This is a genomic window from Flavobacterium sp. UGB4466 (genome assembly GCF_903469665.1).
Taxonomy (GTDB): Bacteria; Bacteroidota; Bacteroidia; order Flavobacteriales; family Flavobacteriaceae; genus Flavobacterium; species Flavobacterium lipolyticum.
In genome coordinates this window covers 1-24,675 of sequence record NZ_CAGKLC010000055.1, presented here as the reverse complement: position 1 = coordinate 24,675, position 24,675 = coordinate 1, and the positions used below count along the sequence as shown (strand labels likewise).

The 24,675-nt window shown below is 37.9% G+C and carries 17 protein-coding genes; 8 read left to right on the top strand and 9 right to left on the bottom strand.

What is annotated here, in order from left to right; genetic code table 11:
• Positions 1 to 12: 12 nt before the first annotated feature.
• The 7 genes from JO950_RS13965 to JO950_RS13935 are packed head-to-tail and all read left to right on the top strand — an operon-like array spanning position 13 to position 10,755.
• Positions 13 to 4,245 (top strand): type I polyketide synthase, encoded by a 4,233-nt coding sequence (locus JO950_RS13965; protein WP_202703211.1) that lies wholly within the window; start codon positions 13 to 15, stop codon positions 4,243 to 4,245.
• Complete coding sequence (locus JO950_RS13960; RefSeq protein ID WP_202703210.1) at positions 4,233 to 4,532, top strand: acyl carrier protein; 300 nt, start codon at positions 4,233 to 4,235, stop codon at positions 4,530 to 4,532. Before JO950_RS13965 ends, JO950_RS13960 begins: the two co-directional genes overlap by 13 nt.
• Positions 4,523 to 5,305 (top strand): alpha/beta fold hydrolase, encoded by a 783-nt coding sequence (locus JO950_RS13955; RefSeq protein WP_202703209.1) that lies wholly within the window; start codon positions 4,523 to 4,525, stop codon positions 5,303 to 5,305. The genes JO950_RS13960 and JO950_RS13955 overlap by 10 nt, the downstream gene beginning before the upstream one ends.
• On the top strand, positions 5,298 to 7,703 hold the full coding sequence (locus tag JO950_RS13950; protein WP_202703208.1) for a glycosyltransferase: 2,406 nt from the start codon (positions 5,298 to 5,300) through the stop codon (positions 7,701 to 7,703). The genes JO950_RS13955 and JO950_RS13950 overlap by 8 nt, the downstream gene beginning before the upstream one ends.
• Before the next feature lie 4 nt (positions 7,704 to 7,707).
• Positions 7,708 to 8,979, top strand: coding sequence for a condensation domain-containing protein (locus tag JO950_RS13945; protein ID WP_202703207.1), 1,272 nt, complete (start codon positions 7,708 to 7,710; stop codon positions 8,977 to 8,979).
• Positions 8,976 to 10,229 carry a condensation domain-containing protein gene (locus tag JO950_RS13940; protein ID WP_202703206.1) on the top strand — a complete coding sequence of 418 codons (1,254 nt, stop codon included), beginning with the start codon at positions 8,976 to 8,978 and terminating at the stop codon, positions 10,227 to 10,229. The genes JO950_RS13945 and JO950_RS13940 overlap by 4 nt, the downstream gene beginning before the upstream one ends.
• A gap of 7 nt (positions 10,230 to 10,236) precedes the next feature.
• Entirely contained in the window at positions 10,237 to 10,755 is a 519-nt protein-coding gene (locus JO950_RS13935) for a hypothetical protein (RefSeq protein ID WP_202703205.1), read from the top strand.
• Positions 10,756 to 10,833: 78 nt separating this feature from the next.
• Here JO950_RS13935 and JO950_RS13930 read toward each other — a convergent pair whose 3' ends face one another.
• A complete protein-coding gene (locus JO950_RS13930; RefSeq protein ID WP_202703204.1) occupies positions 10,834 to 12,240 on the bottom strand; it encodes an alkaline phosphatase in 1,407 nt (468 codons plus the stop codon).
• Between the two features lie 408 nt (positions 12,241 to 12,648).
• Here JO950_RS13930 and JO950_RS13925 point away from each other — a divergent pair, with 408 nt between their 5' ends.
• Complete coding sequence (locus tag JO950_RS13925; RefSeq protein ID WP_202703203.1) at positions 12,649 to 13,269, top strand: hypothetical protein; 621 nt, start codon at positions 12,649 to 12,651, stop codon at positions 13,267 to 13,269.
• Positions 13,270 to 13,395: 126 nt separating this feature from the next.
• Here JO950_RS13925 and JO950_RS13920 read toward each other — a convergent pair whose 3' ends face one another.
• The 8 genes from JO950_RS13920 to JO950_RS13885 form a co-directional block, all read right to left on the bottom strand.
• Positions 13,396 to 15,159: an alpha-keto acid decarboxylase family protein gene (locus JO950_RS13920; RefSeq protein WP_202703202.1), complete on the bottom strand. Its 1,764-nt coding sequence runs from the start codon at positions 15,157 to 15,159 to the stop codon at positions 13,396 to 13,398.
• A gap of 1 nt (position 15,160) precedes the next feature.
• Positions 15,161 to 16,882: an NAD(P)/FAD-dependent oxidoreductase gene (locus JO950_RS13915; RefSeq protein WP_202703201.1), complete on the bottom strand. Its 1,722-nt coding sequence runs from the start codon at positions 16,880 to 16,882 to the stop codon at positions 15,161 to 15,163.
• A gap of 558 nt (positions 16,883 to 17,440) precedes the next feature.
• The gene (gene eptA / locus JO950_RS13910; protein ID WP_202703200.1) at positions 17,441 to 18,967 is read right to left on the bottom strand and encodes a phosphoethanolamine--lipid A transferase EptA; all 1,527 of its coding nucleotides are present in this window, start codon (positions 18,965 to 18,967) and stop codon (positions 17,441 to 17,443) included.
• Positions 18,948 to 19,775, bottom strand: a complete 828-nt coding sequence (locus JO950_RS13905) for a phosphatase PAP2 family protein (protein WP_202703199.1) — start codon at positions 19,773 to 19,775, stop codon at positions 18,948 to 18,950. The genes eptA and JO950_RS13905 overlap by 20 nt, the downstream gene beginning before the upstream one ends.
• Before the next feature lie 876 nt (positions 19,776 to 20,651).
• Positions 20,652 to 21,719 carry a proline racemase family protein gene (locus JO950_RS13900; RefSeq protein ID WP_202703198.1) on the bottom strand — a complete coding sequence of 356 codons (1,068 nt, stop codon included), beginning with the start codon at positions 21,717 to 21,719 and terminating at the stop codon, positions 20,652 to 20,654.
• Positions 21,712 to 22,686 carry an ornithine cyclodeaminase family protein gene (locus JO950_RS13895; protein WP_202703197.1) on the bottom strand — a complete coding sequence of 325 codons (975 nt, stop codon included), beginning with the start codon at positions 22,684 to 22,686 and terminating at the stop codon, positions 21,712 to 21,714. The genes JO950_RS13900 and JO950_RS13895 overlap by 8 nt, the downstream gene beginning before the upstream one ends.
• 429 nt (positions 22,687 to 23,115) lie before the next feature.
• On the bottom strand, positions 23,116 to 23,571 hold the full coding sequence (locus JO950_RS13890) for an MgtC/SapB family protein (protein WP_202703196.1): 456 nt from the start codon (positions 23,569 to 23,571) through the stop codon (positions 23,116 to 23,118).
• Positions 23,572 to 23,608: 37 nt separating this feature from the next.
• Complete coding sequence (locus JO950_RS13885; RefSeq protein WP_202703195.1) at positions 23,609 to 24,490, bottom strand: bestrophin family protein; 882 nt, start codon at positions 24,488 to 24,490, stop codon at positions 23,609 to 23,611.
• Between the last annotated feature and the right edge of the window lie 185 nt (positions 24,491 to 24,675).

Sequence of the window (24,675 nt, the reverse complement as noted above, 5' to 3'; positions counted from 1 at the left end):
TACTCCTCTATTATGAAAAAAACAGATATTGCTATTGTAGGTTTATCCTGCCTGTTTCCTGGTGCAAAAAACGCAGAGGAATTCTGGCAGAATATCATCAATAAAGTCGACTCCACGCAAGTTGTTCCGGCAGATCGAATCGATCCTGTTCACTTTAACGGCAGCAAGGACGCTACGGACCGCTTTTATTGTAATCGTGGCGGGTTTATTCCTGATTATGAATTCGACGCTACAGCATTTGGTATTTTACCTCTTGCCGTAGAAGGCACTGAACCCGACCACCTATTAACACTTGAACTCGTTCAAAAAGCATTAGAAGACGCGGGTGTATTCCGAAAAAAAGTTTCATTGGAACGAACCGGAATTGTCATCGGAAAAGGGAATTATACAGGTCCAGGAGCTACACGCGCCATTGAAATTGTACGTACTGGCGAACAGATATTCTCAATTTTGCAAGAACTATTGCCGGAGGTATCTTCTTCCGATATTGAAAAAATAAAACAGGCCTTTCAGGAACGTAAAGGGCGGTTTTCTGCAGATACCGCCATGGGTTTAATCCCCAACCTTGTTGCCTCATTAGTATCCAACCGATTCAATCTTGGAGGCGTTGCTTTCACCGTTGATGCGGCCTGTGCAAGTGCTCTTGTAGCCGTAGACCATGCCGTACAAGAGTTGCAGCGTGGCCGAAGCGATATGATGATTGCCGGAGGAGTTCATACCGGTCAAAATGCTGCATTTTGGAGCATATTCAGTCAATTGGGAGCATTATCACAGCAACAGAAAATCAAGCCCTTTAGCGAAGATGCAGACGGATTGCTCATTGGAGAAGGCTGTGGTTTCGTTGTCCTAAAACGATTGGAAGACGCCGTACACGATCAGGATAAAATTTATGCCGTTATTAAAGGAGTTGGTATCAGCAGTGATGGCAATGGAACAAGCGTGATGAGCCCTTCTGTAAAAGGCCAGTTAAAAGCATTGGAACAAGCGTGGACACAGGCCAATTTAGATAAAGAACAAATTGGTTATCTGGAAGCTCATGGCACCGGAACTCCTTTAGGAGATAAAACAGAACTGCAAACTCTGGCTCAATTTTTTGGTAAAGAAGAAACCGCTGCACGCGCCGGTATAGGATCAGTCAAATCCAATATAGGGCACGCCATGCCAGCTGCCGGAATAGCGGGTTTGATCAAGACCTGTCTGGCCCTGCATCACGACATATTACCACCTACCTTATATTGTGAAAACCCAACTGCCTCTATACAAGACACCCGATTTACACCGATTCAGGAAGCTCAGAACTGGTCACAAACCGGTTTGCCCAAAATCGCAGCAGTAAATGCATTTGGATTTGGAGGAATCAACGCCCATGTAGTTTTAGAAGGGTATGACATCCCTAAAAAAGACGAAGTACTGGTACTTGCCAGAGCAACCCGTGAAGCACTGCTTTCAGCGCTTCAGGATAACGATACCTCCGTAGGAAATGGAGATTATCGCATTGCACTCTTTGATCCAACACCCGAGCGTATCCAAAAAGCAATCAAAATTGTTTCCAAAAATAATGCCTGGCGCAATAAACAAGATATTTGGTACACCTCTGCTCCCCTTTTACAAAATGGCGGTAAACTAGCTTTTGTATTCCCGGGATTAGACGGTTTAGAAAAAGGCGAAGTTGAAACCGTCAGTCGATATTTTGGATTGACGGCGCCTATAGAAACAGCCGGAGAAGGACTGCTGAACGACGCATTAGGTATTTTTAACAATTGTGGTATACTGGACAGTTCCTTAAAAAAATTGGGAATCTATCCGGATATGAATGCCGGACATAGTTTAGGAGAATGGTTGGCAGGATATGCTTCAGATTTGGCCGAAGCCAGTTCTGTCAAGGATCTTATCGATGTTCTTGATCCGAAAACATTTGAACTAAAAGATTCAAAATTCATTGCTATCGGAGCAGGTCTTGAAGAGGTAAAACCATTGATTGAACAAATTCCTAACCTTTATGTTTCCAATGATAATTGTCCACATCAGGTCATCCTGTGTGGTACAAATGCGGCACTTCAGGAATTAACTCCTTTATTAAAATCAAAACAGATATTCCACCAGGTTTTACCGTTTCAATCCGGTTTCCATTCTCCATTTGTGGCAGATAAACTGGATGTGATCTTAGCCGGTATGGAAAAAGTTCAATTCCAAAAAACAAAAATTCCGTTGTGGTCAGCCACTACCCTCCTGCCTTATCCGGCAGATCAGCAATCTATCCGTAAATTAAGCGCCGAACATTTGGTGCAGCCAGTAAGATTTCGGGAACTAACCGAAAAACTTTATGACGAAGGAGTCCGTTTTTTTATTCAGGTAGGTACAGGAGGATTAATCGGTTTTATTGATGATACGTTAAAAGGCAGCCCCTTCAGTACCCTTGCCTCAAGTGTAGCCAATCGAACAGCACTTGCTCAGCTGCAACGGGTAGTAGCGGCATTATTTGTAGAAGGAAAAGTACTGGCGCTCGATTTTTTAAACATCCAAAATCACAGAAAAATAGTCCCTAAAAAAGGCATAAAATTACAATTAGGATCACCTATTATTCGCGATTTTGAACCCCTGCAAAACTTACGAAAATCGATCCATACCGTACAGCCCAAAAAAGTTCTAACGGAAGCAAAAGTAAGTCACCCATTGGTCCGTGCTTTTCAGGAAAATATCGCCGATATGATCCGAATGCAGGAAGAAGTACTGGACGTCTTTCAAAATCAGGGAGAAGCCGCTGTTTTAACACCTGTTTTAACAAAAAAACAACTGATCGACAGTCCTTTTACCAAAACACTACACGTCAATTTAGATACGCATCCTTATCTGATTGATCACAGCCTTTTACGACAACCCAAAGGCTGGTCGGATGTGGCAGATATGGAACCCGTGATTCCAATGACCATGATTTTTGAATTACTGGCAGAAGCAGCGCAAGCAGAACAGCCGGAAACCAGCATTCACAAGATCATGAATGTTAGTGTATTTCAATGGATGAACGTTGCCAAGCCTTTTGAAAAAACAATAAAAGGCGTCTGGCGCTCCAACCATCACGCCTATCTGGATATAGAGAATTTTGCCAATGCAGAAGTATCTTTAGCAGCATCACATCCGCCACAACCTACTTTTGATCTGTCTATAGGCGAACGATTGCCTATTGAACGAACTCCTTTGGAAATCTATGAAAAACACATGTTCCATGGAGAAAAATATCAGGGTATCACAGTGGTATCAGCTGTTGGAAAGAAAGGCATTACAGGACAAATAAAAGGTAATGGCGGTAAAGGTTCCTTATTGGATAATGCCGGACAATTATTTGGATTATGGCTGCAACTTACCTTAACCAAAGACCGCATTGCTTTTCCGGTCAAAATCAAACAAATTGAATTCTTCGAAGATATGCACGATCAGGACGGTGTATTTGAGTGTACCTGTATACTGACTGAATTAAACGATGAATTTGCTATCGCCGACATTATACTACAAAGAGACGGAAAAGTTTGGTGCGCGATAAAAGGATGGCAAAACCGGAGATTAGAAATTGACGAAGCTTTATGGAATGTTTCCATGTCTCCGCTCCATAACCGTTTGTCGGAAGAAATTGCCCCACAAGTCTTTTTCTTTCATCAGGCCTACTCACGCGTAAGTTCCTGGGATTTTATACTGAAACGTTATTTCAATCAAAGAGAAAAACAATACTATCAGGAGCTCCTGCCCAACCGCAGAAAAAATTGGATGGTGAGCCGTGTAGCCGTAAAAGATGCTGTACGACAGGTGCTGAGCGAAAAGAAAAAGCAACCCAGTTATCCTATCACCTTTGAGATTTATTCTGATAAAGCAGGTAAACCTCATCTCAAAGGTAATGCTACAGAACAGATTCAGATCTCACTGGCACATAAAGGAAAAGATGCCGTAGCCATTGCGCGGCACGATAAACCGGTGGGTATTGACATGGAAATCATTGCCGAACGCAGTCCTGAATTTTATCAATTGGTATTCACCGACACAGAATTAGCCTTATTAGAAGAACGAGATCAGGCCGAATGGACCACCCGATTTTGGGTAGCCAAAGAAGCTTATGGAAAATTATTGGGAACGGGGCTGAAAGGTAACCCAAAAAGACACGAAGTAACCTGCATACAAGGCGATCATCTGTGGATCGATCAAATTGAAATTAAAACAATCAAATACCTAAATTATATTATCGGATGGACACTTTAGACACGACATTAAAAAGAAATCATGAGGAGTTATTCAACCTTTTAAAAGGTTTTATTACAGAAATTATTGGTGAAGAATTTGTAGAAGAAATGGATATCACTCCGCAAAGTTCATTTACCAAAGACCTGGAAATGGACAGTATAGAAATTGTATCCTTTTCAGAAAAAATCAAAGCACATTTTGGCGATCAGATCGATTTCACGGGCTGGCTGTCTGCTATGGACTTGGATGAACTGATCAATCTTGATCTGAATAAGATCATTAATTATATCTACGAATGCCAATAATCACTATTAATAATAAAAAAGTTCACGTACAGGAACTCAATAAAGGTGCTGAAGATACCGTGGTACTGATCCACGGTATGTTTAGTAATCTTTCTATTTATTATTTTAACATTGCTCCCATTTTGGCACAGCACTTTCACGTGGTCATGTACGATTTAAAAAGTCATGGCAGAAGTGAGCGTACCTTAGAAGGATATGATTTAGAAAATATGTCCTCTGATTTAATCGCAATGATGGATAACCTCCAAATCAAAAAAGCACAACTTGTTGGTTATAGCTTTGGCGGACTTATTGCACTCCAAACTGCTTTGATAGCCCCTGAACGTGTAGAGCAATTGGTTGTCATCGAAGCACCGGATCCGCAAGATGAAAAGGCACGAGGTATTATCGAAGCCTACAGTAAGGAATTTCTCGAACATTACATCGCCAATTTTACGGATACCACAAAAGTGAAAATGGGAAAAAGACAATTCGAAAAAAACCATCGGTTATACGAGTTTTTATTCCATCAGACCAGTATCAAAGCAGATATGGTTAAGGAAAAAGATTTTCTGTATCAGATCCTTATTTCCGAATTACGCATACCCACTCTGTTACTCTATGGATCAGCTTCTGACTGTAAACCGACGGGAGAATGGTTAGAATCTCAAATCGGTACAGCCGAGCTGAAACTCATCGATGGAGATCACAATATTCCCATTCAGGCTCCCATTCAGATAGCAGAAACTATTGTTCAATTTTTAACTAACCCTTTATTACAGAACTATGGCTAAATTTGTATTTGTTGTTCCCCCATTAACAGGTCATGTCAATCCTACATTGAGTATTGGTGCCGAGCTGTTAGAAAGAGGACATAAAGTTGCATGGATCAGTCTTGACCAAAACTTAGAGTCCAAACTTCCTGCAGGCGGACAATTATTACTCATCCAATACGATCAGACTGACGAAGAAAAAAGAGAGAGCGAACACTATCTGGATATCATTTCAAAAAAGGTCGTTTACGGCATTGACAGTATCAAGTTTTTATACGAAGAAGTGTTGATCCCTTTAAACAGACATTGTTATAACGGAATTGTTAAGCTGTTGGAAGCCTATGAACCAGATTTAGTCATTGGTGATCATCAATTGTTTGCGGCGGCAATTGCGGCAAAAAAAGTGAATCGTCCTTATGCGACCTCCGTAACCGCTCCGGCAGCAATCAAAATTATTAGTGAATTACCCAAAGTACACGAATGGGAAGTCAATCAGATCCTGGCGCTACAAGAAGAGCTTGGTGTCAAAGAAAACCAATCACTGGCTTGCTCTGATCTTCTTACTTTAGTGTTAACCTCCCAATATTTCTTTGGAGAAATGGACCTCAACTCAAACTATCAATTCACAGGTCCGGTAGTAACAGAACGCCGTATTTCCAGCACTTTCGACTGGGAGCGTTTGAAAAGTAATCCAAGGAAAAAAATCTTAGTCAGCATTGGTACCACATTCGACCACGAGCATAAAAAAGCATTTTTTCAAAAGGTAATCGATGCCTTTCAAGAGGAAGATCTAACGGTTGTAGTGGTTTCAGATCCGGATTTATTTGATCTGTGGCCTGAAAATTTTATGGTCTATGCACAAATCCCACAATTGGATTTGTTACCTCATTTAGATGCTGTCGTGTGCCATGGCGGACACAACACGGTCTCAGAAGCCCTTTCACATGGTCTGCCACTCGTTGTTATTCCAATTGCATACGATCAGTCACATGTTGCAGGACGTGTCGTACGTACCGGAGCAGGTGAACGTCTCAATTTTAACCGATTTAAAGCAAATCATCTAAAAAATAGTGTTCATGATATCCTGAATAATCCTCAATATCGCGAAGCTGCTCTCAAAGTTCGCCAATCTTTTATAGACGCAGGCGGAACGAAGACTGCAGCAGATCTGCTGGAACATGCCATAATTTCTGCACAGCAATCTACTGCATCTCCGGCCAAATTTCTTGTTGTTGTTCCGCCATTTTTCGGACATATCAGTCCAACATTAAGTTTGGGTGCCAGTTTATTGGCTCGTGGTCATGAAGTCAAATGGTTTGGTATTACACCATTGGCAAAGGAACATATCCCAACTGGAGGAACTTATATCTATCCTGAGGAAGATCTCCTACCTTATCAGGAAGAACTTCAGCGAATATTAAAACGACAGGATGACGGCCCATCTTGCTCAGGGCCGGAAGTCATGAAACTGGCACTGGAAGAAACCTATGTTCCATTTGCCAAAATGATGATGCCGGGCTTAGAAACACTACTCGGTCACTGGCAGCCTGATGTGATCATTAATGACTGTATCACTTTTGGCGGCGCTTTATTTGCACACAAACATCGTATCCCTTCTGTAACAACAACCCCAGTACCACCGGATGTTATGGGTGACACCGAGAAAAGTGCTCCCAAAATATTTGAATGGCAGCAAAATCTCATCAAAGAGCTGCAAAAAGAAGTCGGTATCGCTGATGAGGGTATCTTCATACATTCACACCAATTAAATCTGGTGTTCACCTCGCAATCATTTGCCGGTTTTGAAACGGTACCCTCACACATGAAATTTGTAGGTCCGGTAAAAGGCCGTCCAAATAATAGTCCTTTTGACTGGGAACGATTAACAGCCAGCACAACACCCAAAATATTTGTGTCATTGGGTACTTTATTAGTGGATATCCGAAAAGATTTTTTTGGCAAACTCATCGAAGCATTTGCCGACCAGCCCGTTACTATAATTGCCGCGACACCGCCCGATATATTTGACAAATGGCCTTCCAATTTTATCGTAAATGGTTTTGTCCCACAATCTACATTGATGCCCCATATGGATATGGTCATCTGTCACGGTGGTTTCAATACCGTAAACGACACCTTTACCAATGGTCTGCCGATGTTGATTACACCAATCGCTTACGATCACTTTCATACCGCAAAGTTGATTGAACAAGCGGGTTGTGGAATCAGCATTCGATACAAACGACTTCGAATAGAAGAGCTTAGAAAAACAGTCTTTGAGCTTTTAGAAAACCCTAAATACAGAAATGCAGCCAAAGAAGTTCAAACTGCTTTCTTAACAGCAGGTGGCAATGACAAAGCAGTTGCATTATTAGAAGATTTTGTAAAACAAGAACGTTTGGTTTTGGCTTCAGTATAAAATTATGAAAAGAAGATTGCTATTTGGAGAGCGTATGCTTTTGGGAGAAGGAAAAGACCCCTTCCATGTTGTTATTCCTTTTCGCCTGCGCGGTGTATTGGAGGAAAAAGAGATTCAGTATGCTTTGGGCAGACTTCAGAAAAAACATCCCTGGCTACGGGCACTCATCCAGCTCGATGAAAACAATGTCCCGTGGTTTGAAGTATCTAAACTAGCGAATCCAATTCCTATCCGTATTGTAGATCAAAAAAGAAAAGAGGACTGGCAACAAGAAACCTTGCGAGAATTACAGACACTTTTTGATTACAAAAACAAACCTTTGATCCGCCTGGTGTGGATCAAAGGAAATGATACTTCAGATATGCTGCTGACTTTTCATCACTGTCTATGTGATGGTGGTGCTGCGATGAATTTAATTGATGAATTTTTAAAAGTATTGGATAATCCTACAGCAGATATAGGCATTGAAAATCCTATTTTAGGTATTCAGGACGTTGTTCCTTCCCCTATTTTAAATAGTAACAGGCAAAAAATCAAGGCAAAAATGATTGGTCGACTGGCAACATTCGCCATCAAATGCATTCCCGTCAGCAAGAAAGCGATTGATCGACAAACTGACTATTTGATTCATTGGAAATTAGATCCGGCCACAAGTCAACAGCTTATATCTCATTGTCAATCACTAGCCATCACCGTCAACACTTTTTTAAGTGCTATCGTATTGGACACCTTTAAGAAAGTGCGCGGAAACAAAGCCTTTAATAAAGTTTCTTGCCCGGTAGATATCAGGCGCTTTGCTCCTCAGGTAAAAAAAGATCATATTTTCGCCTTCGGTCTGATGATCGTCCTGTCATCTGATCCTAAACTCGATTTCTTAGACAATTTACGTGTCATGCAGCAGCATGTAGATCGCAAAACCGCCAAACTTAATCCTTATATCACCATGATGGTTATGGAATCTGCTCATAAGGCGTTGAACAACTTTACAAAACTTCTAAAACGAGGCAAGTCCTCCAACGATTGTATGTTTTCTAATCTGGGTCGTATTCAGATCCCCCATCAATACCAATCCTTTGTGTTGGAAACTATTCGCAGTCCATCAGTCATTGGGCCATTGGGCAATACAACAACTATCCTTACCTCTACTTATCAAGGTGTTATCGACTTCTCCTTTATGGGAAGTGAAGGTTATTTGCCTTATCACGAAGCCTTAGCCATTCGTGATGAAATAATTGATTCTATTAAACACCAATTAAATTATCAAGCAGCCTCATGAACAAGCGAAAACTCTTATTAGTGGAACGAATCATGTATGTGGATCCCGCCACACCTCTAAACTGTGTCTTTACGGCAAAAATCAAAGGTGAAATTCTAAAAGAACAGATCGAAATTGCTTTAGCAAAAATCCAACACAAACATCCATTGCTTCGTGCAGAGGTTGATTTACAGGATAAACAGCATCCGGTTTATGCCATCAGGGAAAATATGAAACCTATTCCGCTTCGCATCGTAAAACGTCAAACCGATACCCATTGGTTAGTGGAATCGGAACAGGAATGGTATCGGCAGTTTAAAGGCGAAGGCTCCCCTTTGGCTCAATTGGTATGGATCAAAGGACAGCAATTCTCTGAATTGTTATGGGTAGTGCCACATTGTATCTGCGATGGAACCAGCATGGTGACTTTGATGCAGGAATTACTTGCCTTAATCGATAATCCAACACTTGATCTGAAACCCTATCCACTATTTCAATCGGTCAACAATTTCCTGGCACCACAGTTTGATCTTCAAAAAAAGGCTCGCAAAGCAAAGCTTTTTTTATTTTTGGGGAAATTTTTCTTTTTACTGCAACGGAAAAATAAAAAAAGAAATCTTGGAAAAAATTATGCCATTCATTGGAAATTAGATCCGACAAACTCTGCCATTATAAAGCAGAAATGCAAAGACAATGGTATTTCAGTACACGCCATTCTTTGTACCGCTTTTATGCAGGCTTTTCAGGAGCTTCAAGGAAAATCAGCGAAAAAAAAGGTAATCAGTCCTATTGATATCCGCCATTTTATTCCTGAAATCAGAAAAGACCAAATATTTGCGTTTGCCCCAACAGTGGAACTGTCTTTAAAAAAAGAAAAAAATCAGATACTGGATCAGGCGAAACACATCAAAAAAGATCTTGCTCAAAAAATAGAAAAAATGGACGCCCGGGAACTGCTATGGATGGGGGAACAGATGCACCCTCTGGTACATCGCATGATTGCGCTGCTAAAATCCAGCCGAGGTGCACACGATCTGACGCTGTCGAATATGGGTAACCTTCAAATCCGGAACGATTACAAAAATTTCATTCTGGAAGATATCTTCAGTCCAACAGTAGCGTTTCCCTGGCTAAATTCTAACACTTTAGTGACGACTACCTTTAACGATCAGATGGACTTTACCTTAATGTCCAACGAAGACTTTTTACCGAAACAAGAAGCTTCAAAAATTAAAGATAAGGCCTTAGAAATACTGGCTTTACCCTTATAAATTACGTATGAAAACAGCAGCTCAGTCCAAAAAAACATCCCTCAAACGCTTTTTAAGAAAGCGAGCCATTTACTATATCCTTCCCAACGTATGTTTCAATTTTATTATTGCTTATGCCAGTTTCCAGGAATTAGGATATACTCATTTTTTTGCCGGTCCTCAAAGCTTAGCACGTTTAACATTGCCAATGGCTATCTTTTTGCCTGTAATCCTGACAATGGATATCATTAATCGGGTTATTGTTGCCTCCAAACAAGAATTAATCGAAGTGGCAATAGACCATAAGTTGAATAAAAACAAGTTTATAACAAAATTATGCCTGCTGCACGGCATCACAACCGGTTTACTGGTATTAACTGTATTGCTTCTTGCACAGCAGAGCTTAACGGTTAACCATAAATTAGATCCAACCCTTATGGCTCTTCTGGATGCCGTTCTTGCAGGCCTGCTTTCGATATTGTTTACTTATCTTCCCATCTACAGGCTAAAAAAACATTTACACCTCCATACGAAAGATGCAAATTGAAGATGATAATCTGGAACTGCTTCCAGTTCTACTACAGAAAATGAGTGCGATTCTAACGCAAAAACTGTAAAACTTGTTTTAAATTTTACTTTTTGATGCGGCTTCCAGCATTAAATAATGCAAATCTATATTCTGAACAAAAGGCTTCAACAATTCACTTCCAGGTCCAAATGCAGCCAGTTCTACATAATCCCCGGAATGGTCCATGCTAATCCATCCTATATTGTTATGCTTTTTTTGAATTTCAGAATAAGCTTTAAAAGGCAACTTTTTATAATTGTATAAACCGCTCTCCTGTTTCTCAATCCCCGAATAAAAATTCAACAAATGAGCAGCTTCTTCATCCGTTAGATTTATTTTATTGGTTTCGTATATCCAGTCTTTGATTTGCTTTTGATTAAAGTCGCTATGAATGGAATTTAAAATATATTCATTGGTATATTTATACTCCGCAATACTGTTGAATTTTTCTGTAGCATCTGCTCCATATATTAGTCCCGGATTTGCATTACCATGGTCTGTTGTTATGATAACCAATGTTTCTTTATCTTTTTTAGCAAAATCAATAGCAATTTTTACAGCTTCATCAAAAGCCAACTGATCGTGAATCAGGGCGGCAATATCATTGGCATGAGCAGCCCAGTCTACTTTTCCTGCTTCAATTAATAATACAAACCCTTCTTCATGATCCTTTAACTGTTCAATCGCTGCTGCGCTCATATCTGCAAGAGTAGGCGTTTGTTGTAAATCCTCAATATTAGCTCTGTCTATCGAATAAGGAAGTGCTCCCGAAGCAAAAACACCCAATGTCTTTTTTCCTTTCTTTATTTTTTTTAAATCTGATTTTTGCTTTAAGATCTGATATCCTTTCTCTTCATAAGTTTTGTAAATGTCTTTTCGATCTGCTCTTTTTGAAGCATTAAAAAAATCATCTCCTCCCCCTAGCATAACGTCCAAACCAATATCTGCGTACATTTCTGCTATCTCATTTTCAGCACTTCTCCGGTCTGAATTAACACAGAAACCAGCTGGAGTAGCATGCGTAATGGAAACGGTTGTAACACAGCCTGCTTTTTTTCCCTCATTTTTAAACTTCTGCCAAATGGGAAGATATCTTTCTCCATTTGGGCCAACATTCAATACGCCATTTTTAACCCGATGACCACCTCCGAAAGAAGAACTTGCAGCTGCAGAATCAGTAACAGATGAACTCGCAGATGCCGTATCCATTAAAGCTCGGGAAACTTTATTTTCAGTATAAAGCCCTATCCAATTTCCATTTTTTCCCAGAATATTCCGAGCGTAGAGATTCGCCATCTGAAGCGTTCCGGAACTCATCCCGTCACTTATTAAAAAAATTATGTTTTTGGCCTTTTTATCCTTTTTTGACATTGTTTCTAAATTATTAGAAACAATAACTGAAGGATTAAGAGCGAAAAAACCGGTTATTACTGTTGATCCTTTTAAAAATTTACGTCTGTTCATTATTATTCTAATTTAATGATATAGGGTATTAACTTCTTTAAACAAGTATGCTTTCTTTGGAAATAAATAATAGGATTCAAAAACAGAATTACTAACCATTTTAAATCAACTCAAAACCCCCAATCTGTCCTGAATACTGTAAAAATACAAACAAATATAATTAATGCAACTATATTGCATTAAAAAACACTTATTCTACTATAAAAGAATAATAGAGCTGGAAAGATATTTTCTTATCTTTCTTAAAATAATAATACCTTCACCAACCTCTGTCAAAGGTGCAGATAGAAACTGCTAACCATTAACAAGGAGCATTATTCAACTAGTATCAATCAATACTCAAAAGCTGTAATTAGGCTTTTAATTCCCTATATTAGCATTTGTTTAACTGCATAAATATAATTAAAAATGAATTTAGGGATTTTCAAGGATTTTTGGGACGGGCAGCCAAACCATTTGCCTTTTCTAAGTTTAGTAGAACAAACCAGTGACGAATCTCAAAGTTTCAACTTAAAATTAAGTTTTTCGAAATTAGAAGCCATACTCGAAACAAACTCTGAACAGAAAATTAGTGAAGGTATTAGATTATTATTAGAGCAGGAAAATTGGAGAGCTCACCTAGTAGCATCGGTTTCATTATTATTGATTAGTCAGGCAAAAAGAGACCGTTTAATTAATTTATACTGGGAAAGGCTTTCTCGTGGTTCTTGGGTTTCTCCCCAAATACTAACCTCTCTATCAAGATGCGATACCTCTTTTAATACCAAAGGAGAAAAAATACTTACCGAAGGATTTACCATTAACTATGCATCACTGTCATCGATAGATCATCATGTATTGCGTGGAGGAGTTCCAACAACTGTCTCTGAAAGAAAAATTATAGCAGCTGTAAATTATTTATTAAATAACATTATTAATGACAATGATGATAATTATGATAATGATTCTGGCGGCTCAATAGCACAAAACTGGAAAGAAAAATTAACTGAATTGATAAAAGAGAACAGAGTGAAACTTGCTTACTTTTAAAGTTAAACTTTTATATAGATTTCATCTATCCTCCAGTTTACTCCCACTCTGTTCTTTTTCTTTTTTTCATCCGAATTTCTAAAAATAATAAGTAATTATAGAAATGTCAAGACCACTCCTTTTAACCTAACACAAACTCCAGTCTTTATCTAAAAATTCATCCTCTCCCGGCTCCTCCGTTTTATAGGCAATCGCTTCCGGAATAGATGTTTTTGGAATGTTCACGTGTATGATTGTATTTTCCTTAATAGTATCAAGCTGCTGTAAAACGTCTTCGAGTTCATCGAGAGTGTTCACTTCAAAACCTTTCCCTCCAAACACATCAACGAGTTTAGCATATTTCCAACGATGCATTTCATTGTAGTCATAGACAGTATTTAAATCAGGGATATCATAATCTACCTGATCAGCACCACGGAAAGGATTTGGATTCACAAGCATTTGTTCAATACCATAAATACCATTATCCAATACAAAAACAATAGTATCATGTTTCAGTTTGTTCTGTGTTGATATGGCCTGGCAGGTTTCCTGAAAAGCACCATCGCCAACAAATACCACCGGTCTTTTATCCGGTCTGGCACATTTTATTCCGGTTGCAGCAGGTACCGAATAACCGATAGAAAGCCATGATGCCTGTGCCACAAATCCGTTAGGTTCTGCGATACGGATGCCTTGAGCTCCCAATAAAGGAAAACCGGCATCTGCAACTACTATATGGCTGCCGTTTATAAAACTATTGATCCGTTTGAAAAAAGTATCATAGGTCAAAAGTGGTTTTTCATTTTTTGCTATGCTGCCATCAGCCACAAAAAATGATTTCGGCAGCTTTTTTTCCGTGTCATACATCTCATAGGCACTAAAGGAAACTTTAGTGAGTTCTTCTTTCAGGAAAATAATAAAATCCTTTAACGATACATTGGCCACATAAGAAGCACCTATCCTTACACCACTGTGATTCGCGAGTACCGTGTCCTCTTTCCAAACATCAAAACCACCCAGATTTTTACCCGTGGTCCATACACCGAGACCAATTTTTACCTGGGCTTTTTCAAATTGTTGCTTAACATCTTTTGGGGATGCTTTGCCATTAAAAACACCCCTAAATTTACGATGATTTTCAGAAACGATCGATTTTCCGAGTATGGAAGTTACAAATTCCGTATCGGTAGTTTCAATGAGATCTAAAAATTCCTTTTGAATGCCGTAACGCTGAATTTCAATTCCGCCCCAGAAAATAATTTCTTTTCCACGGGCCATTGCAGCAACCCTTTGAGCTGCCTTGCGTGCACTCGTCTGGCATTTTGACGCACCTTTTTCTACCAATGGAGTAACAGGTGCATCGCATTCCATTCGCCATGCGTCTTCAAAAACTTCAAGGTAAACCGGTCTTCCGTATAAAAGACAGGCATTCAGTACTGCATCAATCTTATAAGGAGCGTCAGATGAACCTGTAATCTGTTCGGCTGCAACAGTAACATTACGAAACACATTGATATTGCTGTACATATCACCTGTCATGTGTGAAGCCAGCATTCCCTGAACAAGACTTCGCTGTTGATCTTTATTGGTTGGAGCTCCATTGATAACCAAAACGGGACAATGTTCTACATAAGACCCTGCAACCGAATTCAACAACGTAAATGCTCCCACGCCGTAGGTCACCGCTACTGCTGCAAAACCATTTTGTCGTGCATAAGCATCGGTACAGTGTCCTGCATTTATTTCGTTTGTATCATTAACGATTTTAATTTTTGCCTTTTTGTCTTCAAGGATTGTATTTAAAAACGGAGCAGTATAATTGCCTGCAATACCAAATAAGTGGGTAAGTCCTAATTCTTCCAGACGTATCTGCAGGTATTTTGCTACTGATATTTTTTGCTCTGACATCTTAAATCGGGTTATTAAGATTACCAACATTTCCATTAACTTCCAGTGCAGTGCGAATTCCGGACTCGATAGCACCTTCTATCCAGGCATGTTTTAGGGAAGTATGTTCCCCCGCAAAATGTGCTTTTCCATTCCATTCTGTCGAAATGATATGGCGTTGTAATAACTGTAACTGACCCGGATTGAAGATTGCCGCTTCGCCAAAAGCATAAGGATCGCGCATCCAGCTTTGTGTTGCAGCACCGATTAATTTTCCGGTTTTTCCTTTGCGGTCTTTGATGCTAGAGCTGATTACAGCAAGGTCGATAATACGCTGCTGTTCTTTCACATCATCGCTGTGCATGATGGCCAGATTTTTCAGTGCATAGAAATATCGGTCATCATCATCCATAGAATCCCAGCGGCTCGCTTCGTCTGACCAGCAATAGGACGCCAGTACTACACCATGCCCGTTACTTCCCAAATCATTACTCGGATAATAGGTAAAACGGTTAGAGAAATCCGTAATGGTACCACCGCCAACGATATTATACGGAGCTTCCTGCCACCATTTTTCACGAAATTCAAGTAATATTTTAGTAGCAGAATCATAATGCAGTTCCCGGATTGCTTTTCGTTTCTGTTGCTCGAATTGTGGTGTTACATAAACGTGCCTTAATGCCGAAAATGGTATGCTGACAATTACTTCATCAAATTCCATATCACTAACAGGAGTATCTAATACTTTGAACCCTGCATCTTCATAAAACTGGGAGTTACGCTGCACTTCTATATCTACTTCTATTTTGACCTTGTCATTGACAAGCATCATTTTTGTCATCCTGCAATCGAAATAGGTATTTTCTTCTAGCTTATGAGCTTTAAAAAAGGCATTAGGCAGCTTGTCACATCCACCTACAATTTCCATAAATCGCGTAGAATCTTTAATAATATTCTGTTCTATAAAACTCTGGATAAAATCATAAGCCATTCTGGATTCCAGGTTTTGGATAACGCCAATCATTTCGATCGCATTTTCTGAATACTTTGAATTTTCTTTCAGGAAACGACGCATCGAATATTCTCCGTAACGATCGATGAGCAAAGGCCAGTTTTTCTTCGGATCTTCTGCAATAAAATCTTTAAGCGGATTGATCAAACTGGCCATTAACTGGTCTGCGCGCATGTTTTCACTACTGTCCAAATGAAAGTCAAGCAATTGGTTTACATCGACAATTTCACTCGCATCCTTTGGAAAATATACGTTTTGAACCACACGTTTTCGGTTGATATAGAAAAGAGAATTTCTTGTAACCTCTGGTTTTGATTCGTCAGGATCCGCCTGATATGCAATTGCCTGGGCTTTATCGACAGACAAATAATAGAAAGGCTCCGTTTTGAGTCCTAGTTTATCAATGTATTTGAGTACCATCTGATGTATGGTCGGGATGCGCATTGCTCCGGCTTCGCCATAAACGGTATCGTCTGCAAAATATTTTTTGTCCTTAGAATTGCGGAAAGTCTTAATTCGCCCACCAACACGGGTATTAGATTCCACTATTGTAACCTTATGGCCTGCCTCCTTTAACATAGCCGCTGCTACCATTCCGGCCATTCCGGCACCAATGATCAATACGTCTTTTGGTTTATCCGTACGGGGAATTCCTTCGTCTATGTATTTTAAATATTGTTGAATAATTGGGTCATTCTCTTCGTCGAGTAGGCCGTGTAAGTAGTTTTCCATAATTAGGGAGTTTATTTGTTTGATATGTTATTGGTAACAACAAATAAACTCACTAAAACTGTGATTTTTAAGCGTAGTTCTACCTGTTTTAATTGGTAGAAAGCAGATTTTTTATCCCTCTGATCAAAAAAAATTAAAATAAGGCTGTTGGCAAAAATCATTTAAGACATAAAGACATAGATTCTCCGAAAAAAATAAGAAGTGAAATGTGAAACGTCCTACTTTTAATAAGAGAGTCTATGTTTATGTGTTAAAATAATAGCCACAGATTAAAGGATTAAAAAATTTACAATCTGTGAAGACTCGAGCGATAGCGAACAGGCGAAGCAATCTGCGAAATCTGCGTGCAAAAAAATATTTAACGCATAGAGACATCAATTTTTTTACAGAAAGAAAGTCTCTTTTTCTCCTATTTTTAAAAATAATTACACCCAACGGGTATAAGTATTCAAAAGTTCTTTTTATGGTCAATATCAGCTTCTGTCGCAGCTGTCCAACTCAATTAGAAATGGCTGAGATAACAAGTTACCACAGCTGCGACAAAGCCACAAAAACTTCTTATTTAAAAATGTTCATTTTCTCATCATAAACCGGACTTTCGACATTAAGAAATTTTAGAACACTATGAAAAACATGGTTTTGAGTCAATGTTTCATTAGGCTTAAGCTGTTTTGAATTGTCAGATACCCAAACAATAAACGGAATCTCATATTGCTCTTTAGGGGCAATGCTAATAGGCACACCGTGCATGTAAAGATTTTTTTCTCCTAAAGATTCTCCGTGATCTGAAACAAAAATCATGGTGCTTTTGTATTCTTTTAATTCTTTTAAATCCTCAATTACGCTATGAAGTATATAATCGGTATACACAATCGTATTATCATAAGCATTAAGAAGTTCATTTTGAGAACATTTACCCAATTCAACACTATTACAGACTGGTTTAAACGTCTCAAATTGTGGTGGATATTTTTTACTGTATGTAGGTCCGTGACTTGTACTGGTATGGAGCACAATTAGTATTTTATTCTTTTTACTGGCCTGAATCTGCTCTTTTAATCCTCTTAATAAAACCTCATCATAATCGCATTCCACACCTTTACAGTCGGCTTTTAATGCTTCCTTGTTTTGATAATTCTTTATATGAACTGGCGGTTCGCCCCAATTGGTCGTTCTCCAAATCACTTCAACATTATTTCGGTATAAATAATTGGGCAAGATTTCATAGAGATCATCGCTGTTTTTATGCTCTAAAATACATTTTACACCTGCAGTAGTATATGTTGCACACGAATTGGCATTAAAATGAAATACATTTTCTGTTTTAGAAAGTAACGGATTGGTGTTTTTCTTATAGCCATAAAGAGAAAAATTTTGCCTTCTGGCCGATTCTCCGATAACCAAAACTACAACCGATTTCTCGTTATCTTTTATAACAGCATTGGGCAGCAAAATTTCCTTTTCATTTTTCTTGAACTTATGAATGTAAAATAGCGGTGTATTAACCGAATAAGACCATGGCATTGCAAGACCTCCAAGTCGTTTCGAATTTTTGTCAATCCAAAGCCAATTGCTGGCATTAACAAATATCAAAACGGCAATAAATACTAAAGTTAGTGAAGAAGTGATTGAAAACTCCTTCCATGGTACCTTGGTTATTTTAACCTTTGCAATGTAAATACTCGGAATAATTCCAAGAAAAATTACATACAAAATTACTTTAAAGGAAAAAAAACTGCTGGATTCTTCGTAATTAGTATTCAAAATATTGCCAATCATACTTTCGTCAATGATGACACTATACGTATTCACAAAGTAGACTGCAATTGAACTAACAATAAAAAACAAGATCAGCAAAACTTTCCCGACATGACGAGAAAGCGAAAACAAGAGGTATAAAACAAATGCATTAAGAACCAGCATTAGAATTACCAAACTCACAATCAGAACAATACCGTTTAGACTTTTATAATCGACATTGTTAAAAACAAAGGTGTAAAACGGCAGGTGGAAGAACAAAAAAATCAAAAAACTCATCAATAGGACAAAATGAGTTATTCTTAAATTATTTTTTAACGTAAACATAAGTGATCTTATAAAGTGAGACTGCTAAGCTAATAAACGAAAGATAATATATAATCAAATTTTCTTTAATAATTTTGCCGACCAAGCAAATACAACAAATGATAAACAATGCAATAAAAATTGGATAGTACTTATCATTGTTGATCCAGGCCCCTATTTTATATTTTCTGCTGATAAAAATACCTGAGATTCCGGAAATATAACCCAGAATACTTCCTGTAATTACATCAAGGGGATAATGTGCCCCTACACCTACTCGTGTAAATGCTAAAATAAATCCTATCGTAATGATCGATACAGACCACAGAATTTTAAATTTCAATCGCTGTGGCATAAAGGCAAATAAGATAATGGTCAATACAGTAAAAACTACAATCGAATGTCCTGAAGGCAAACTATTGAAGCCACATAATTTTCTTCCCATAATACAGGTAATTTCATTATTAAAAATTACGGCAGGTCTTGGAACACCAAATATTGCTTTTAACGGACAGGAAAATAATAGCGAAAATAATAAACCCGACAGCAAAGCTTCCCATAATTTGGGTGCATAGAGTATAAAAAGGGCTAAGAAGGATAAAAAAATCGAAGCATCTCCTAATTGAGTAAGATTGTATTGTAAATTAGGATAAAGCCCTAAATGGGAATTAATATAAAGAAAGGTGCTTTTTTGAATTTGTGCGTAATTATAAACACTTAAAGCATTCTCATAATAAAGAAACAGTACTAGAGCAGCTAAACAGAATAAGGGCAAAAAATATAAGGAGAACTTAAGTTTAGAATAATTTTTAATAATACTAGTATTCATTGTGTTGTTTGTTATGGTAAATTTAAAGGCTGCTTATTTTTTTAAGAGGAAAGCGATTTAACAATTATCGCTCATTCCCTCCGCAAAGTTTTGTAATTAAAATGAAGAGGAGATTAAAAAATCCATAACCGTTTAAGTACCTATCCATCTTTTGGAGAAAAGTAAAAGATATACTAAGTAAAATAACACAAATGATCCCCCTTTACGTAAGGGAAATAAAATCTTAAAAAAGTAAACTGAAATGAAACTGGCAATTTTTGAGTACCAATAATAAAAAGCCGTTTGAAAGAAAAACGAAAAAAAAACGGAAACATTCGAAAAAACGGATAATTTACATAATCCGTCTTCCGAAACCTTGTTAATTTTTTTTTCGATTCTCATATAATAACCTTTAATGACAAGTAAAGCAATGGTTCAATTTAGAAGAAATTTAGAATTTTGGGCAAAATAAATACTTTATTTAAAATAATCATATTTCCTAACATTTTATTAACGTAATACTTTTCTTTCATTTGATTTAAAATCAAAATTAACTCAAATAACAAGAGAAAAATCTTATAAAAAAATCTTACCTATTGATTATACTTATACAAATAAAGTCATTTTTATATCTTAATTCAAATGCTACACTGAAACTCTTTAACATTTTTTGTTCCCTTTTAAAATCACTACTTTTAGATGAAATATCAAAGAACGGAAAAGGTCGTTAAAAATAGAATTAATTTGGTTACATCAAAAAATAAAAATAAAAGATCCAATTTTTCTAAATCGTGTTTGAATAAAAAAAATCTCTCCATAGGCTTTCTGATTTGAAAGCTTATGGAGAGCTTTTTTTTCCTTAAAAATTCCCAATCTTATACTAATTGTGATTCTGGATTATCTTAGTATAAAACCATTCTTCATAGGATCTTTTGGATCTATTAAAAACGTATTTACTCCCGTTACAAAAGCCGTTCCTTCCACTTGTGGAATTACAGCTTTGAAATGACCAAATTTTTCTTCTCTGACAAGTGATCCTTTAAAAGTACTTCCTGTTATACTTTCTATCGTAATAACTTCACCCGAGTTGATAGCATTTCTGGCTTTTTCAATCGCAATTCTTCCGGAAACACCGGAACCTGTTGGCGAACGATCGACTTCTCCATCGGCAAAAACACAAACATTTCGGCTGTGGTTAGCACCATTCAGCGGTTCATCGATAAAAATAGTTCCATATAAAAAACTCAAATCTTCTTCAAACGGATGCAGAATTTCGGCATCCTGCTTCATTACGGCATGTTTGATATCGACCCCGGTTTGAATAATGGTTCGGTAATTTTCTTCCGTTAATCCAAAATTCAAATGTGTATTTTTTCTCAAATCAACATAAGCATAAAAAGCACCTCCATAAGCCAAATCATAAACGACATCACCAATGGCCTCAACATTTACAACACGATCTAAACCTACGGCAAAACTTGGAACACAATGAAACCGTACTCCCGTTACTTCTCCATTTGCTACCGTGACAAACGAAAAAATCCGACCGCATGGGGCATCAATTTTCAATTCATTCTCACCTTCTTTTACGATGATCCATTTCATTTTTGCTGCCAAAGTACTTATCGCAATAATGGCATGACCACACATACTGCTGTATCCTTCGTTATGCATAAAAAGAATACCAAAATCTGCATCCTCATCATTTGGCGGAAGTAAAATACAACCGTACATATCGGCATGACCGCGAGGTTCAAACATCAATGCCGTTCTTAAGTAATCGTAATTTTCTTTTATATCTCTTCTGTATTCTAAAACAGTATTTCCTTTCAATTTCGGAAAACCGGAAACAATTACACGCAAAGGCTCTCCCCCTGTATGCATATCAATTGTTTTGATCTGCAGGACGGAAGCGTCTGCCTTATAATCAGTAGTATTACAAATATTTTGGTAGGTACTAGACATTCTTTGGTGCTTTTAAATTATACGCTTCATAAAAATATCCGGCTGCGACAAGGTCTTCTAAAGCATGTCCAACCGACTTAAAATAAGTGATTTCAGTCTCAGAGGTTCTGCCCGATTTTACAGTACTGCACAACTCAAACAAATCGGCTTTAATAGTTTCTTTTGTGATAATGCCGGTTGTCAGCGGAATCAAAATATCGCCGCTTTCCTTTAGTCCGCCCTGATAGGTATCCAAAAACAGGCTCGATTTTAGAACCGCCTCGTCATCGGCCTCACGCATGTCTTTTTTGTAGGCTCCAACAAGATCTAAATGCTGTCCTGCTTTCAGCCATTTTCCAAAAACAAGTGGAACGGGGGATAAAGTCGCTGACGAAATGATATCAACCTGAGAAATAACTTCTTCTATAGTTGAAACGGCTTTGCAAGTAAATGGGAAATTTTTGAGTGCATCGCAAACCAATTGTGCCTTTTCTATCGTTCTTCCCCAAACATAAACTTCTTTTATAGGTCTTACACTCGCATGCGCCTGAATTAAATTGATGGCCAATGCTCCAGTACCAATCATCAGCATAGACGAGGAGTCTTTTCTCGAAAGATAGCTGCTTGCCAAAGCAGAGGTTGCTGCAGTCCGTTTCCCTGTTAGTGATTTTGCATCGAGAATTGCCTTTATATTTCCTTTGTGTCCGTCGAGATAAATATAAGTCCCCTGAATGGAAGGCAGGTCATATTTACCATTATTGGGACTTACGGTAACTATTTTTACCCCTAAGTCCTTACCCAATTGGAATGCAGGCATTAGCAGCAGTGTAGAATCTTTGCCCTCTTCCGGATTAGGATAATCATGATGATGGCGCATAGGCACGTTGATATCCGAACTCGAAAACCCAGCCCGAAGTCTTTCTATAAGTTCTTTAAAATTACATTTTTCTTCAATAAAATGATCTGAAATAAGCGATATTGGTTGCATGTGTTTTGTTGAAATTTCATTAAAAATAGAAGATTATTCTATCTTAATACTATTTCATGCACAATCAGATAACATATGCCAATTTAGGGTTAACATAGTACAGATTAACGAGTCACACGATCCTAATTTATAAAAAAAGTTTCAGCGTGAAATTTCAAAACTTACTGATTCTTTTTGAAAAGCCCCACTTTTAGGTTTGAACCTGCTGAACCTTCGGCCAATTGCAGGTAATTGCGTTTGCTCTGATCTTTTTCAATTTTTACAGTTCCCGTAGTTTATACGTTTTAATTTTTGTGACCAATGCTATTTCTTTTTTAATTTCTTACTGTCTTATAGATGAATTAAAAATACAAATTTACATTGTTGAAAGAAATCTCTTTTTGTGATTCTCAGTAATTTCACACTCAATACCTAAGCTATTTTTTTAGATTACTTTTTCAGGTTTTTATCTTTAAATAATTTCCCCACAAACTTTCTGTACCAGGAGAATTGATTAATTGTAAAAATAAACAGGATAATGGCTGTCGAGCAGATGGCGATAACAAACATATTGAGCGCGATGGCCATACCTACAGCCGAAGTTGTCCATAAACCCGATGCAGTGGTTAATCCCTTAGGTAGATTTTTTTCATCTCTAAAAATTAGCCCTGCCCCTATAAAACCTAGTCCCGTTGCAATAGCCGCAAGCATTCTGGCAATAGCCGATTTATCCTCGGTGAGATGGGCAGCAATAGAAACAAACAGACAAGAAGCTACACAAATACAGGCAAAAGTTCGCACACCCGCATTCTGCTGTTCTCTTTCTCTCTCAATACCAATAATTCCTCCCAATAAAAGCGCCAACAGTAGTTTGGCAGATAGTAACAGTTCAAACTCTATATCCATGATGAAATACTTTTTTTAAGGCTCCATTTTAAGTTTATTACATCTCGTAATAAAGCTCATTTTTTTCCTTTACAGGTATATTTTCTGCCCCAGTCATTTCAAGCAGATTGATCTCGATTGTTTTTGCCAACGAAGTCATTGGTGTATCAACAGGCGTATTCTCAAAAGGATCCTGCATTATAATCGCTGTTTTTTCTATGGAAATAAACAGAACAGGAATCAATATCGTTATAAGAATCTCTACTACCAGCTGTGAGTCTTCGAGTCCAAAAGGGAGTATCGCGGCAAATACATAGATCAGGGTATGAACTAATACACTATATGATTTTGGAAAGACGGTATTTTTTAAACGTTCACATTTCCCCATACTGTCGCAAAGTCTGGCTAATGTTTCATTTAACTGCACCTGTTTAAACTCTGAAATTAGTCCTTGTGCCGCCAATTCTGCAATATTCAGGGAGTGTTTATCCAACAAAGCATTAGGGATATTAGATGCTTTGATCTGAAAAGTATCAAGATAAGTCTGTACCCTTGGTGAAAACTGCTGTTTGCGCAATGACTCTCCCAGTGTATAAAGCCAGATGATCTGTCTTTCTGTAAAAGCATCAGCAATCTCTTTATTTTCTTTTGGTGTAAATTGGATTATCTGCCGGATTAAAGTCCTGGAATCATTTACTATCGCTCCCCAAACGGTTCGGGCTTCCCACCATCTTTCGTACGATTGCGCTGTCCGAAAAGCAAGAAGAAGAGAAACCGCAGTACCTACTAATGCCGGAATACTTAACGGCAGAGATACTTGTTGAAATAAGGGATGCATGTCGAGCAGTCCAATTGATATCGCAAATAATACGATCAGTACAATCTGTGATCTAATCTCATTAACAAAGTACAAAAGCGATATTCTTCTATTTAATAACATAAGTAATGATTAAAAATTCAACAATTAGCTCTATATCAGATAATTCAAATATAAAAATTTACCAAAAGAGTACTTAACAAAATCCTCATTTCAAATACACTATTCTTACCTAATCTACCTAAAAAAGAATATTAAAACTTAAGTTGTAAGAAAAAAAAACTTTATTTATATTAAATATATAATAC

Bases quoted from the DNA above. Each gene is read 5' to 3' on its own strand.
- JO950_RS13935 (WP_202703205.1), top strand. From the start codon at position 10,237: ATGAAAACAGCAGCTCAGTCCAAAAAAACATCCCTCAAACGCTTTTTA.
- JO950_RS13955 (WP_202703209.1), top strand. From the start codon at position 4,523: ATGCCAATAATCACTATTAATAATAAAAAAGTTCACGTACAGGAACTC.
- JO950_RS13950 (WP_202703208.1), top strand. From the start codon at position 5,298: ATGGCTAAATTTGTATTTGTTGTTCCCCCATTAACAGGTCATGTCAAT.
- JO950_RS13965 (WP_202703211.1), top strand. From the start codon at position 13: ATGAAAAAAACAGATATTGCTATTGTAGGTTTATCCTGCCTGTTTCCT.
- JO950_RS13885 (WP_202703195.1), bottom strand. From the start codon at position 24,490: ATGTTATTAAATAGAAGAATATCGCTTTTGTACTTTGTTAATGAGATT.
- JO950_RS13945 (WP_202703207.1), top strand. From the start codon at position 7,708: ATGAAAAGAAGATTGCTATTTGGAGAGCGTATGCTTTTGGGAGAAGGA.
- JO950_RS13895 (WP_202703197.1), bottom strand. From the start codon at position 22,686: ATGCAACCAATATCGCTTATTTCAGATCATTTTATTGAAGAAAAATGT.
- JO950_RS13925 (WP_202703203.1), top strand. From the start codon at position 12,649: ATGAATTTAGGGATTTTCAAGGATTTTTGGGACGGGCAGCCAAACCAT.
- JO950_RS13930 (WP_202703204.1), bottom strand. From the start codon at position 12,240: ATGAACAGACGTAAATTTTTAAAAGGATCAACAGTAATAACCGGTTTT.
- JO950_RS13960 (WP_202703210.1), top strand. From the start codon at position 4,233: ATGGACACTTTAGACACGACATTAAAAAGAAATCATGAGGAGTTATTC.
- eptA (WP_202703200.1), bottom strand. From the start codon at position 18,967: ATGTTTACGTTAAAAAATAATTTAAGAATAACTCATTTTGTCCTATTG.
- JO950_RS13905 (WP_202703199.1), bottom strand. From the start codon at position 19,775: ATGAATACTAGTATTATTAAAAATTATTCTAAACTTAAGTTCTCCTTA.
- JO950_RS13890 (WP_202703196.1), bottom strand. From the start codon at position 23,571: ATGGATATAGAGTTTGAACTGTTACTATCTGCCAAACTACTGTTGGCG.
- JO950_RS13920 (WP_202703202.1), bottom strand. From the start codon at position 15,159: ATGTCAGAGCAAAAAATATCAGTAGCAAAATACCTGCAGATACGTCTG.
- JO950_RS13900 (WP_202703198.1), bottom strand. From the start codon at position 21,719: ATGTCTAGTACCTACCAAAATATTTGTAATACTACTGATTATAAGGCA.
- JO950_RS13915 (WP_202703201.1), bottom strand. From the start codon at position 16,882: ATGGAAAACTACTTACACGGCCTACTCGACGAAGAGAATGACCCAATT.
- JO950_RS13940 (WP_202703206.1), top strand. From the start codon at position 8,976: ATGAACAAGCGAAAACTCTTATTAGTGGAACGAATCATGTATGTGGAT.